The following is a 13,863-nucleotide window of genomic DNA, read 5'->3' as shown; positions in this document are numbered from 1 at the left end:
TTCTAATCGCGGATCGGAGCGTGCGGGGCTGCGCGCAGGGTCAGCAGCGCCGGAGCGACCGCCAGCGCCACGACCGCGATCATCGCGCCGGGCACCATCACCCATCCGGTCGATTCCAGCAGCCAGTGCGAGACGAGCGGGGTCAGCCCGCCGAAGATCGCGGTGGCCGCCGTGGCGCCGAGCGCGAGGCCGCTCAGCCGTCCTTCGCCGGGAAGCTGTTCGGCGGTCGCGACCGCGCCGACCGCGCTCATCGCCCCGCCCAGGGCCGCCAGCACGAGCGCGCCGATCAGCGCTGACGAACCGGCACCCGCCATCCACGCGAACATCGTCATCGGCAGGATCGCGGCGGCGATGCAGATGGCGATCAGCACCGGCTTGCGCCCGACATGGTCGGACAGGAGCCCGACCAGCGGCGTGACCGCGATCACCATCACGGCGGCGGCGGTCGCCAGCCACAGCGCATCGCCTTCGCCCATCGCGCCGGTGCTGGTCAGGAAGGAGGGCACATAGACGATGCCGACATAATAGGTGATCGACCCCAGCGCCGAGATGGCGAAGCCGCGCGCGATCGCCGCGCGGTGATGGGTCAGCGCATGGCCGATCGGGTTGGCGGGGATCGACCCTGCCCGCTGCTGGCGTTCGAACTCGGGCGATTCCTGCAGCGTCGAGCGGGCGATGCCGATGGTCGCGGCCAGCGCCGCGCCGATGAAGAAGGGGATGCGCCAGCCCCATGTCTCCAGCTGCACCGCGGTCAGCCACGAGACGACCGCCGCCGAGATGCCGACCGCGAGCAGCCCGCCGACCTCGCTCGCCGCCGATGCCGAGGAGGTGATGAACCCGCGCCGTTCGGGCTGCGCGCCTTCGTAGAGATAGGCGACGACCCCGGTATATTCGCCGCCGACCGAGAAGGCCATGACGCAGCGCAAGGCGAGCAACAGCCATCCCGCCGCCGGCCCGATCGCGTCGCGCGTCGGCAGCAATGCGATGCCGAGCATGGCGAGCGTCATCAGCGCCATCGACAGCAACATCATCCGCCGCCGCCCGAACCGGTCGCCGACCTGCCCGAACACCAGCGCGCCCAGCGGTCGCATCAGATAGGATACGGCGAACCCGCCCAGCGTCACCGCCAGCGACGTCGTACCGCCGCCGTAGAAGACGCGCGACAGCACGGTCGCCAGATAGAGATAGAGGGTAAAGTCGTACCATTCGACGACCGTCGAAAAGGCGGCGATGGTCATCGACCGGCGCGAAAGGCCGTGCTGCGTGCCGCCGTCGTTCATCGCCATTCCCTTCGCGAGAGGTGGTGGCGGGTTATCGGACGGGCGGCAAGGGGGTTGTGGGAGACTGCCTTAATCCTGAACACCAACGTCACCCCGGATCAAGTCCGGGGTGACGGGGTGGCTGGTGGCGCTTGGGCCTACAGCGCGGTGAACCGGAAGTCGCGGAAGCGGGCGGTGCCGGCGCCAGCCGAGTACAGCCCCGGCCGCAGCATCAGGAAGCCGCCGCGGACATTGTGGTGATAGCCCGACACCTCCATCCCCCGGTCGAAGCGCTGCCATGTCCTGCCGTCGTCGCCGCTGGTATGGAAGGACACGATATGCCGGTCGTTGGTGACGCGCATCCGCATCCGTTTGCCCAGCGGATTGGCCGGCCGCCCGCGTTCGATGCCATATTGGTGGGTGACGAAGCGCTGTTCGTCGAAGCCGAGACCGCAATAGAGCTGGTCGTCGTAGAACAGGATCAGCCCGGCGGTTCCGCCCGGCGCGATCTCGATATCGCATTCGAAGCGATAGCTGGTGTCGCCGGCGATCAGCAGCAGCGGCGCACCGTCCGATGGCGCCTTGCCCTTCGCATCGAGCAGCAGCGCGCCGTCCTGCACCCGCGCCCGCGCGCGATCCTCGGGCGTCGGACGGAAGAAATTCCATTTGGTGCCGAGCGCCAGCGTGCCGAAATCGTCGGTCAGCGGCTGGCCGTGCCGCACCGCCTGTCCGCCGCGCGGTTTCGCGATCGGGCGCGACAGGTCGCCGCCGGTCATGCGGAACCAGCCATCGGGCGTCCATTCGACCGGATCGAGCAACGTCTGTCGCCCAAGCGTCCAATAGCCATTTTCATAGCCGTGATAGACCGACCACCAGCTGCCGTCCGGTCCCTCGACCAGTGTCGCGTGCCCCCGCGACCACCATTTTTCCTGCAGGGAGGTCGTGCGGACGATCGGGTTGCCGGGATGATGCTCCCACGGGCCATGGATCGATCGCGAACGGGCGGCGATCACCATATGGCCGGTCGGCGGCCCGGCCGTACCGCCGACGGCGGTGACGAGATAGAACCAGTCGCCGCGCCTTGTGACCTTCGGTCCCTCCGGGCTGAACCCCTCGACATCCCACGTATCGGGATAGCGCCACGGGTCGTAGACATGCTCGACCGTGCCCACCGTCGACAGCCCGTCGTCGGACAGGCGGATGCGGTCGCCGCCCGACAGGAACAGCCAGCGCGACCCGTCCTCTCCGACGGCATGGCCCGGATCGATATGGTCGGGCAGCTTCAGGTCGATCGGTTCCGACCATGGCCCGTCGATATGATCGGCCCAGATCACCCAGCTGGTCGTCGGGTTCTTGGTGGGCACGTAGAGGTAATAGCGGCCCTTGTGCTTCGTTAGCTCGGGCGCCCAGACCGCCCCGATATTGGTCCTGAGCGCCGCCGTGCGCGGGGTCCAGTTCACCAGATCGCGCGAATGCCAGATGACCAGCCCGGGATAGGAATCGAAGGTCGAGAAGGTCATGTAATAATCGCGACCGTCCTTCAGGATCGTCGGATCGGGATGGTCGCCCGCCATCAGCGGGTTGAGGAACCGTCCGTCGCCGAGATCGGCGATCCGCTGGTTGTCATAGCCGCGCCGGGGCGTGGGGGCGGCGACCGGGGTCGCCAGTCCGGTGGCAGGCAGGGCGGACAGTGCTCCGCCCAGCGCCGCGCCCGCCATCACCCCCCGGCGCGAGAGGGTGCTCACATCTTCACCCGCGCGCCGACCAGCAGCGTGCGCCCGAAATGGTTGTTCTCGTAATTGCGGCGCGCATCGACGTCGACGATCCGGCGGCGATAGGCATCGGTCAGGTTCGTGCCCTCCAGCGACAGTTCGAGGAAGTCGGTCAGCTTGTAGCGGATCGACGCATCGACATTGGCGATCGAATCATACCCTTCGAAGATGTTGCCGGTGCCCGACCCGCCATCGACATAGGGCCCGCGATAGGCGACCGAGGTCCGCGCGCTGAACTTCGCGTCTTCGTAATAGAGCGTCGCGTTGAACTGTCGCTTCGACACATTGTAGAGGGTTTCGGTGCGGGTAACGGTCGGCAGCGCGCCGCCGGGAACGGTCGCGGGCGCCTGCTGCGTATAATCGGCCTCCGACCGGACGAAGGTCGCGTTCACGATGCCGCCGAAATTGCGCAAAACGCCGGGCAGGAAGCGGAACGGCGCCTGCAACGCGATCTCGATCCCGTCCAGCGTCGCGCCGGTGCCGTTGGTCGTCGTCGCGATGGTCCAGATATCCTGTCCCTGTAGCGCCGGGTTCACCGCGGCGGGCGAGGAGGGGACGAGGACCGAGGGCGACAGACCGGTTTCGGTAAAGGTGCCGCTGCGCGTGACGGCGACCGGGAAGCTCGCAATATCCTTGCGGAACAGCGCGACCGAGAAGGCCGATTGCGGCGCGAAATACCATTCGGCGGCAAGGTCGTAATTGGTCGCGCGGAACGGTTCGAGGAACGGATTGCCGCTGGTCACGCGGAAGTTGAAGCCGTCGGCCGACCCGCCCGGCGTCAGGTTGCCGAGCGACGGGCGGGTGATGACCTTGGCGATCGCGCCGCGCACGATGATGTCGCTGGTCGGGTACAGCGCGACGTTCATCGAGGGCAGCCAGTCCTCGTAATCGCGCTTCACCGTCACGTTGACGCCGCTGTTGATACCATAGGACGACTGGTCGGTGCGGACATAGCGGATACCGGCATTGGCGGCATATTCGAGGCCGAAGACCGTGCCCTTGGCATCGAATTGCAGATAGCCGCCCTTTGTCTCCTCGACGACGCCGCGGTTATTGCCGACGTCGAGCGCGAGCGGACGGTCGTACAGCCCGGTGAACTGCGTCGCGGCGTCGAGGTTCGGGATCAGCCATTGGGTCGTGGTGCCCGCCGGCGCCTTTGCCCCCCGCAGCGTGAACAGCTCCGACAGCTGCGGCGTCGCCTGGAAGCCATAAACGGCACTCGGGCCGAACGCGGTGCTGGCCGAACAGGTGATGGTGCCCAGCACCAGATCGCGCCCGCCATTGCCGCACACCGCCGTGTCGCGGGTGAAGGCGGTGATGTCATAGTCGTAGCGCCGCCACATGCCGCCGACGCGGACCTGGAACCCCTCCGCCACGTCCCATTCGGTGCGCAACTGCGCGGTCTTGAACTGGTTCACCACGTCCGAGGGACGGTCGCGGATTTCGGCCAGCTGGAAATTCGCGGGATCGGTGACGCTGGTGCCGAACGCGAGCAGCGGCGAATTCTTGTCGCTGTAATCGTAGCGATAGCCCTGGGCATCGCGGTCGTCGAACACGAGGGTCGTTTCGACCGGCACGCTGGCGTCGGACTTGGAATAGCCGCCGAGCAGGGTGAAGCGGAACTTGTCGGTGACGTCCTGATCCCAGGTTCCGCCGATCTGGTAGAATTCGGTCTGCGACTGGCGATAGAAATGCTCGGTCCGCACCCACGCGTCGTTCAGCGTCGCCGACACCATGTTGTTGTTGTCGTCATGAGTCGGGTTGAGCACGTCGATCTGCCGCTCGTTGGAGCGCAGCAGCACCTCGCCCCATTTCTCGCGACGGTCGGCGCGGAAGCGCGAATAGAGGCCGTCGATCGACACCTTGGTCGCATCGGTCGGCGACCATTGCACGCTGCCGGTCAGACCCAATCGCTCGCGGCTATGCTCGACCTCACCATAGCGCGGGATGCGCGGGTGGAAGGACAGAGCGGCACGGTCGCACGCGGCGCTGGCGATATAGGTGCCGCCCCGGTTCGGCGCGGTCCAGCAGCGCGTGCCGTCGACCGAATCGAAGCGCGCCTGCGCCCAGCGGACGGTGTTGTTGCCGATCTCCTTGGTGCGGGTATCCTGATAGGCGGCGGAAACCGACGCGCCGAGCGTCCCGTCGGGCGACTTCCAGCCGATCAGGCCGGCGAAGCGCGGTCCGACCGTCTTCGACAGGTCGTTATAGTTCGCGACGGCGGAGGCGGCGATGGTCACGCCGGTCTTGCCGGCCAGCGGATTGCCGGTGTTCAGGTCGACCACCGCGCCCAGCGACCCTTCGTCCAGATCGGCCGAAGCGGTCTTGTGTACCACGATCGAGCTGAACAGTTCGGATGCGAAGACGTTGAAGTCGAACGACCGGTCGCGATTGGCCGAGGCGCCGTCGCTCGACGTGGTGACGGTTTCGAGGCCGTTGACGCGGACGCGGGTGAATTGCGCGCCGAGACCGCGAACGGTGATCGCGCGGCCTTCGCCGCCGTCGCGCTGGATCGCGATGCCAGGAATGCGCTGGAGCGATTCGGCGAGGTTCTGGTCGGGGAATTTGGCGATATCCTCCGCCACGATCGCATCGACCGCGCCGACCGACGTACGCTTCACGTTCAGCGCGGCATTCAGCGACGCGCGAAACCCGGTGACGACGATCTCGCCCTCGGCATCGTCCGCCGTCTGGGCCGGTTCGGCGGGGGCGGGTGCGTCCTGTGCGTGGGCTGCGCCGGCAACGGCGATGAGCGACGTCGCGGCAAGTAGCGCGCGAATGAGGCGGCGGTCGGTGCGAACTTCCATGGCAATCCCTCTCCCTGCCCGATGACACCGGGAGCATTATTGCTCCTGCTCCGGCCATCTGCTTTCGGCGACACGGTTCCCGGTTCGGCCCGCGCCTCCGTCGATCCTCCTCGCGATGGTATGATTCGCCGCGAGAATCCGGTTTCGCCGTTTTCGGCTTGAGAAACCGGTGTCAACGCGACATTGTGCCGTCACGACGAAGCTGTCAAGAAGCGCGCGGAGAGGAAATCAATATGAACCGACGGATTGCCCTGGCCCTATACGGGCTGTTGCCATTCGCTTTGGCCACGCCGGTCGCTCAGGCACAGAATGTCGCGGTGTCTTCGGGGGTTAGCGCGTTTCCCGGCGCGCAGGGATGGGCGGCGGCGACGCCCGGCGGGCGTGGCGGACGCATCCTCCGCGTGACGACGCTGGCGGCGGATGGGCCCGGTTCGCTCAAGGCTGCGCTGGAGGCCAAGGGGCCGCGCATCGTCGTGTTCGAGGTGGGCGGGGTGATCGATCTCGGCCGCACCACGCTGACCATCACCGAACCGTTCCTGACCATCGCCGGACAGACCGCGCCGTCGCCCGGCATCACGCTGATCCGCGGCGGGATCGACATTCGCGCGCATGACGTGATCGTCCGCCACCTGCGCGTGCGCCCGGGCCTCGACGGACAGCCCAAGCGGTCGGGGTGGGAGGTCGACGCGATGAACACCGTGTCGGCGCGCAACGTCATCGTCGACCATTGCACGATGAGCTGGGCGCTGGACGAGAATCTCTCCGCCTCCGGTCCACGGTTCGAGGGGGCGACACCCGACGACTGGCGGCGTGGGACCAGCCATAACATCACCTTCAGCTACAACCTGCTGTCGGAGGGCCTTGCCGATGCCAGCCATCCCAAGGGCGAGCACAGCAAGGGGTCGCTGATCCACGACAACGCGACCGGCGTGCTGATCTGGCGCAACATCTATGCCCATAATGTCGAACGCAGCCCGCTGCTGAAGGGCGGCGTGCAGGCGGCGGTGGTCAATAACCTGATCTACGACCCCGGCACGCGGGCGGTGCATTACAACCTGATGGCGCTGGAATGGGCCGGGCATGACTATCAGGAGGGCAAGCTGTCGGCGGTCGGCAATGTGATGCGCGCCGGGCCGTCGACCGATGCCGGTCTGCCGTTCCTGATGCTCGGCGGCGATGGCGACCTGCGCTATCACGGGCGCGATAACGTGGCGGTCGACAAGCATGGCAATCCGCTGCCGATGTTCGGCCGCTATGGCGTGACGCGGGCGAAGCTGATCGAGGCGAAGACCCCGCCGGTCTGGCCGACCGGGCTGCCGGTGCTGCCGGCGCAGGATGTCGAGACGCATGTGCTGGCCAATGCCGGCGCGCGGCCATGGGACCGCGATGCCGACGACATCCGCGTGCTGTTCTTCGTCGCCGAGGGGCGTGGAAAGATCATCGACGACGAACGCGAGGTGAGCGAATATCCCCATCCGGTGCCGACTGCGGCGCCGTTCGTCGAGGCGGAATGGGATCTGGTGACGATGGAGCCGAAATCGGGACGCTATCCGGGGCAGAAGGGGCCGATCCAGGAATCGCTGTCGGCGCGCGACCGGGCGATGCGGCAATGATCGTGCGGCTGATCGTCGCGCTGCTGGCGCTGCTGTTCGCGGTGCCGGGACAGGCGGCAGAGCGCGTGCTGCTGTTCCACCGCGCGACCGGGTTCGTGCATGATTCGATTCCGGTCGCCGTCGTCGCACTGACGCAGATGGCGCGCGCGCGAGGGCTGGAGCCGGTGGCGAGCGATGATCCGGCGGTGTTCGACCGTCCGCTCGACTATGCCGCGATCGTGCTGGTATCGACCACGACCGACCCGAAACGCCCGGAGAGCGAATGGTTCGTGGGGCCGCGGCGGGACGCGCTGCAACGCTATGTCGAAGGCGGCGGCGGGATCGTCGCGATCCATGCGGCAGCCGATTCGCACTATAGCTGGCCCTGGTATGCGCGGATGATCGGCGGGCGCTTCGCGCAGCATCCGCCGGGTGTGCCGGAGGCGGAGGTGATGCGATCGGCCGAGCGGCATCCGGCGATCGACGGCCTGCCCGAGCGCTTCCGCATTGCCGACGAATGGTACGGCTTTCGCGACCTGTCGACCGATCTCGATCAGCTGCTGACGTTCGATCCGCAGTCGATCGGGGCGAGCGACGTGAACCCGAAGCCGCTGGCGTGGGCACACCGGGTCGGGCAGGGGCGGGTGGTCTACTCCGGCCTTGGCCACCGCAAGGAGAGCTGGGCCGATGCGCGGGTGCTCGCCCATGTCGGCGGAGCGCTCGACTGGGCGACCGGTCGGGGCAAGGCGCCGGCCATGGTCGTGATCGACGAGGCGACGACGCGGGTGCGCGAGGCGCCGCCGCATGGAAAGATCGGCATGAGCACCGCCTGGCGGATCACCGACCGCGTGCCCGGCCGGACGATGGAGTTCCGCCGCCGCACGCTGGACAAGGGCGCCGCGATCGGCGTCCACCGCATCGACCATGACGAGGTGTATCAGCTGCTGTCGGGCGAGGGCGACGTGACCAGCGACGGCGTGACGCGCCGGGTGGCGGCGGGCACGACCGTCTATCTCTATGCCGGGGCCGAGGTCGGGATCGCGCAGCGTGGGGCCAAGCCGCTGGCGCTGACGATCGCCTATCCGCTGGCGATGCCGGTGCGGTAAGGGCCTGATCCATCCGATTGGAAGCCTCACCCCAGCGAAGGCTGGGGTGTCAAGCGGCTCTTGCCGCGTGCCATCACCGGGAGATCCCAGCCTGCGCTGGGATGACGTCTGGTTCGATGCAGGGGGATCAAACGCTAGGTTCCCGGCTGAATATAGGGGAAGCGGGCGAAGAGTTCGCGTTCCCAGCGGCGGGGGTCGTTGACCGCCTGGCTGGTGGTGTCGAACACCATCGTCGCGCGGGTCGGCAGGGTGTGGTGCCGCCAGTCGCGGCCGGGATTGCCATGGGTGGCGAGCGAAACGAAGGCGGCCATCATCCGCTGCGACAGGGCGCGGGCGGCGGGGCCGGTGCCGCTCATCGAACCGGGGGCGTCGAGCGTGCCGAACACCAGCGGAATGTCGTCGGTATGCGCAGCGCGGCCGCCGGGGCGGACGGGCGAGGCATAATCGAGCTGGTAGACCCAGGCGGGCGAACCGGCGGCGGCGCGGGCCTCCGCCTCGATCACCTGTCCCGGCCAGCTGCGCCCGGCGGTGGTCGCGCGGTAGAGGATATCCTCCGGCGTCATCGCCGGGAATTGCGCGCGATACTGGGCGACGACCCATTCGGGCGGGGCGTCGACGCGCAGCTGCGGGGCGATGCGTTCGGCCAGATTGGTCCAGTGGAGGTCCGGCTGCGGCGCGATGAAGGCGCGGGTCTCCTCGCGGGTATTCCCTAGAATCAACGGAATATGGCGGCCGAGCGGATGGGCGTCGGGCCAGAAGGGATGGCGCTGAAGCGACCGCATGTCGAGCACCGGCCCCATATAGACCCCGCCGCCGAGGATCGGGTCCTCGGCCGCCAATGCGTCGACCAGGCGGGCGATCGGCAGGGTCGCGGCTTCGGCGGGGGTGGCCTTGAGCCGGGCGAGGAATGCCTGGGCGCGGCGGGTGGCGTTGAGGGGGCCGGAGGCGGTGACCTGCTGGCCGCTCATGGTCGCGGCGGCGTGGAACAGGCCGGTGGCGTCGGGCATCGCCAGGAGGGTCGCGATCTTCGCCCCGCCGCCCGACTGGCCGAACAGCATGACGCGGGACGGATCGCCGCCGAAGGTGGCGATGTTGTCGCGTATCCACCGTAGTGCGAGCAGTTGATCGCGTTGTCCAACATTGCCGCTGTCGGGAAAGCGCGGGTCGAGCCGGGCGAGATAGAGATAGCCCAGCGCGTTCAGCCGGTGGTTGACCGTCACCACCACGACGTCGCCGTCCGCCGCCAGTTTGTGGCCGTAGACCAGCGGATCGACCACCGTGCCGGTCGTGTAGGCGCCGCCATGGAAATAGACCATGACCGGGCGATTGGCGCCGCGCCGGGCATCGGGGGTCCAGACGTTGAGGAACAGGCAATCCTCATTCTGGTCGTCGATGTTGGCACGTTGCGGGCAGGACGGCCCGAAATCGGTCGCGGCCAGCGTGTCGCGGGACGGAGCGGGCGCCGTAACGGGTTGAAATCGAAAGCGGGTCGGGTCGACGCCGTAGCGGATGCCGCGAAAGACGTGGACGCCAGCTTCGGTGGTTCCGCGCCAGCGTCCGGCCGGCGCGGTGACGACGGGGTCGGCGGTGCGCGGTGCGGCGCGGGCGGGGCGGACCAGCGCCAGTGCGGCGGCGCCGGCGATCAGGTCGCGGCGGGCGATCGGTAGATGGTGCATGGGTCCTCTCCCTTCGACGTCGCGCTGACTCCGTGCGTGCGGCTGACGGCGCGCTTGCGGAGGGATGTTCCAGCCTGCGCCGGAGCGACGCTATCGAGGCAAGGTAATCGGTGTCATTCTTCCCCGCAAGTTACTCCTGCGGTTTGGCGACCGAGGCGCGGCGGATCAGGGTCGAGACGAACATCGTCTCTTCCGCCGGGGGGGCGTCGGCGTCGGGTTCGTCGTCATCGTCGCCGATCAGCTTCAGCGCGGCGGCGCGGGCCATGGTGGCGATCGGCCAGCGGACCGTGGTGAGCGGCGGCCAGAGGTGCGAGGCGATCGAGGTATCGTCGAACCCGACGATCGACAGGTTTTCCGGCACGTCCAGCCCGCGCTGCCGCGCGATGTGCAGCGCGCCTGCGGCCATTTCGTCGTTCGAGGAAAAGATCGCGGTCGGACGCGGCGACAGGTCGAGCAGCCGTTCGGCCGCGCGCATGCCGGATTCGAAGGTATAGTCGCCCTGCGCGATCCAGGTGCGCTGCACGCCGAGCCCCGCCGCCTCCATCGCCGCTTCATACCCCTGCTGCCGTTCGAAGGCGGAGCGGAAGCCGTGCGGGCCGGCGATCATGCAGATGCGGCGATGGCCGGCGGCGAGCAGATGATCGATCGCGCCGCGCACCGCCTCCCGGTCGTTCGACGAGACCATGTGGGCGGGATCGTCGAACGCGGCGGACCCCATGCGGACATAGCGGCAGCCGATCTGCGCGCACAGCGCCGCGAGCGCGTCGTTTTCGGAAATGGGCGGGAGCAGCATCACGCCATAGGGACGCTGCCGTTCGAGGAAGCGGCGGATTTCGTCGCGCATGTCGGGCGCGCCCCGATCGACCGGATGGACGAGCAGTTCGAATTCGGTGTCGCGCAACACCTCCAGCAAGCCCTGCTGCACGCGCAACACCATCTGCGCATTGGGATTGTCGTGGATGAGCGCGATCAGGAAGTTGCGGCGCAGTGCCAGCGCGCGCGCCTGAGGATTGGGAATGTAGCCGAGGTCGGCGATGACCGCCTGAACCTTGTCCCGCGTCTCTCCATTCAGGAGCGGCGACTGGTTGATGACCCGGCTGACCGTCTTTTTCGAGACTCCGGCCAGTCGGGCGACGTCGTTGATGGTCGGCTGGCCGGTTTTCTTCATGCAGCTTCGATAGCTTGACCGGAACGATCCGCCAATGTCCCGAAGGACGATTTCGCCGCCTTGCGTGTGACACCGGTTTCCTATACGCCGATCGCGGATTTGAGAGAGGCTGTGGGGCATGGGTAATCGCGATCGGATCGCGCAGGCGTTCGTGACGGCACGGCGGCAGGCGGTGGGCCTGTCGCCCTATCCGGGGGAGGCGCCGACGACGCTGGCCGAGGCCTATGCCATTCAGGACCGCGCGATCGCCATCGACGGCCGCACGGTCGCGGGATGGAAGGTCGGGCGGATCAACGCGCCGCTGGACACCGCGCTGGGTGCCAACCGGCTGGCCGGGCCGATCTTCGCCGATCAGGTCGTCGGCACGGAGGCGGGCGCAATGGCGGTGATCGCCGACGGCTTTGCCGCGGCCGAAGCGGAATATTGCGTGCGGATCGGCCGGGCGCCGGAGCCGGGGCGGACCGGGCTGTCGCTGGACGAGGCGCTGGACCTGGTAGATGCGGTCCATGTCGGGATCGAGATCGCCAGTTCGCCCTATGCCGGGATCAATGCCGACGGGCCGCTGGTCACGATCAGCGATTATGGCAATAATTACGGGCTGTTGATCGGGGCGGAAGTGCCCGGCTGGCGCGAACTGGGCTTTCTCGACTGGCCGGTGGAATCGCGGATCGACGGCGCGGTGGTCGGCACGGCGACCGCGCGGACGATGCTCGACGGGCCGATCGGCGCGGTGGCGTTCCTGGTCGACTGCCTCGCCGCGCGCGGGGTGCCGCTGACGCCGGGGACCTGGGTGTCGTCGGGCGCGGTGACGGGCGTGCACCAGATCCGGCCGGGGCAGCGGTTCGAGGCGGAGTTCGGGGCGATGCGCGTCGCGTGCGGGATCGTGGCGGCGGGCGGTGCGGCGGATTCAGACCGTACCCCCGCGCAGGCGGGGGTCCAGGGTTCCTGATCGCGACGGCTTGATCTCGTGGCTCTGGACCCCCGCCTGCGCGGGGGTACGGTGAAGCAGCGAGCCGTCACCCCTAACCAACACCGCGGAATCGGCCCCGACAGACGGGCCGATCCGCAGAGGATGCAAGCGGAGGCGTGGAATGACGGAGCAGGCTGACGGCATCGAACGTGCGGCGACGCGCGCGGGCCGCTATCGCTGGGGGATCGTCGCGCTGTTGTTCATGGCGACGGTCATCAACTATGTCGACCGGCAGATGATCGGGGTGCTGAAACCCACCCTGTCCAAGGACCTTGGCTGGACCGAAACCGATTTCGCCAACGTCATCTTCTTTTTCCAGATGGCCTATGCGATCGGCTATATCGGGTTCGGGCGGATCGTCGACGTGATCGGCGCGCGCATGGGCTATGCCGTCGCCTTCGTCATCTGGCAGGTCGCGCATATCGCCCATGGCGGCGCGTATAGCGTGACGCAATTCGCGATGGCGCGCTTCGGTCTGGGCGTCGGCGAGGCGGGCAATTTCCCCGCCGGTATCAAGGCGGTGACCGAATGGTTCCCGGCCAAGGAACGCGCCTTTGCCATCGGCGTGTTCAACGCCGGGGCCAATGTCGGCGCGATCATCACCCCGCTGGCGGTGCCGGTGCTGACGCTCGCCTATGGGTGGCGCATGGCGTTCGTCGTGACCGGCGTCGTCAGCCTGGTGTGGCTGGTCGCGTGGCTGGCCTTCTACCGTTCCCCCCGTGAGCACAGGAAGCTGTCGACGGCCGAACTGGCATGGATCGAGCAGGACCCGGCCGATCCGGTGCAGCCGATCGCGTGGCGCCGGTTGGTAACGAAGCGCGAGACCTGGGCCTATGCGCTGGGCAAATTCTGCATCGATCCGATCTGGTGGTTCTTCCTGTTCTGGCTGCCGGGCTATCTGGGCGACCGCTACGACCTCGATCTGCTCAGCTTCGGGCCGCCGCTGGTCGCGATCTATCTGTTGTCGGACCTGGGCAGCGTTGCGGGCGGATGGCTGTCGTCGCGGCTGATCGCCAGCGGGCGGACCGTCAATTTCGCGCGCAAGGCGACGATGTTCGTCTGCGCGGTGGCGGTGCTGCCGGTGCTGTTCGCGCAGTCGATCGACAATCTGTGGGTTGCGGTGCTGGTGATCGGGATCGCGACCGCGGCGCATCAGGCTTTTTCGGCGAACCTCTACACGCTGCCGTCCGACCTGTTCCCGCGCGCGGCGGTGGGGTCGGTCGTCGGCATCGGCGGGACGGTCGGCGCGGTCGGCGGCATGTTGATGGCGAAGTACGCCGGTTATGTGCTGGACAGCATCGGCAGCTATGCGCCGTTGTTCTTCGTTGCCGGGTCGGCGTATTTCGTGGCGTTGCTGCTGGTGCATGTGTTGTCGCCGCGGTTGGCGCGGGTGGAGGGGGCTTGAGGCTCCGCCACTCCGTTCGTGCTGAGTAGAGACTGAGTGAAGTCGAAGGCTCGTATCGAAGCATTTGGGGCGGTCCTTCGATACGCCGCTTCGACAGGCTCAGCGGCT

9 protein-coding genes and 1 pseudogene are annotated in these 13,863 nt (G+C 67.8%); 5 read left to right on the top strand and 5 right to left on the bottom strand.

The features are described from left to right. Window positions 1–2: 2 nt before the first annotated feature. From CA237_RS12095 to CA237_RS12085, 3 genes are all read right to left on the bottom strand, one after another. Entirely contained in the window at window positions 3–1,286 is a 1,284-nt protein-coding gene (locus CA237_RS12095) for an MFS transporter (RefSeq protein WP_232307889.1), read from the bottom strand. Between the two features lie 131 nt (window positions 1,287–1,417). Further along, window positions 1,418–2,977, bottom strand: coding sequence for a family 43 glycosylhydrolase (locus CA237_RS12090; protein WP_066689227.1), 1,560 nt, complete (start codon window positions 2,975–2,977; stop codon window positions 1,418–1,420). A 23-nt stretch (window positions 2,978–3,000) separates the two neighbouring features. Further along, window positions 3,001–5,838: a TonB-dependent receptor gene (locus CA237_RS12085; protein WP_066689229.1), complete on the bottom strand. Its 2,838-nt coding sequence runs from the start codon at window positions 5,836–5,838 to the stop codon at window positions 3,001–3,003. A 233-nt stretch (window positions 5,839–6,071) separates the two neighbouring features. On the opposite strand from CA237_RS12085, the gene CA237_RS12080 reads away from it, so the two are divergent. From CA237_RS12080 to CA237_RS20045, 3 genes and pseudogenes are all read left to right on the top strand, one after another. After that, a complete protein-coding gene (locus tag CA237_RS12080; protein WP_126014217.1) occupies window positions 6,072–7,451 on the top strand; it encodes a pectate lyase in 1,380 nt (459 codons plus the stop codon). Next, window positions 7,349–8,149 (top strand): annotated as a pseudogene (locus CA237_RS20050) (ThuA domain-containing protein); the annotation flags it as partial. The gene CA237_RS12080 and the pseudogene CA237_RS20050, both read left to right, overlap by 103 nt. A gap of 36 nt (window positions 8,150–8,185) precedes the next feature. Next, on the top strand, window positions 8,186–8,536 hold the full coding sequence (locus tag CA237_RS20045; RefSeq protein WP_232307894.1) for a cupin domain-containing protein: 351 nt from the start codon (window positions 8,186–8,188) through the stop codon (window positions 8,534–8,536). Window positions 8,537–8,670: 134 nt separating this feature from the next. On the opposite strand, the gene CA237_RS12070 is transcribed toward CA237_RS20045, so the two are convergent. After that, on the bottom strand, window positions 8,671–10,212 hold the full coding sequence (locus tag CA237_RS12070; protein WP_066689233.1) for a carboxylesterase family protein: 1,542 nt from the start codon (window positions 10,210–10,212) through the stop codon (window positions 8,671–8,673). A gap of 130 nt (window positions 10,213–10,342) precedes the next feature. Then, the gene (locus CA237_RS12065) at window positions 10,343–11,380 is read right to left on the bottom strand and encodes a LacI family DNA-binding transcriptional regulator (RefSeq protein ID WP_066689235.1); all 1,038 of its coding nucleotides are present in this window, start codon (window positions 11,378–11,380) and stop codon (window positions 10,343–10,345) included. A 118-nt stretch (window positions 11,381–11,498) separates the two neighbouring features. Here CA237_RS12065 and CA237_RS12060 point away from each other — a divergent pair, with 118 nt between their 5' ends. Then, a complete protein-coding gene (locus CA237_RS12060) occupies window positions 11,499–12,329 on the top strand; it encodes a 2-keto-4-pentenoate hydratase (protein WP_066689237.1) in 831 nt (276 codons plus the stop codon). A gap of 142 nt (window positions 12,330–12,471) precedes the next feature. Continuing rightward, on the top strand, window positions 12,472–13,755 hold the full coding sequence (locus CA237_RS12055) for an MFS transporter (protein ID WP_066689239.1): 1,284 nt from the start codon (window positions 12,472–12,474) through the stop codon (window positions 13,753–13,755). The last annotated feature ends 108 nt before the right edge of the window (window positions 13,756–13,863 follow it).

Source organism: Sphingomonas sp. ABOLH (genome assembly GCF_003951715.1).
GTDB classification, from domain to species: Bacteria; Pseudomonadota; Alphaproteobacteria; order Sphingomonadales; family Sphingomonadaceae; genus Sphingomonas; species Sphingomonas hankookensis_A.
Note: the sequence above shows the minus strand (reverse complement) of the source record. Positions and strands in the feature narration are given on the sequence as shown.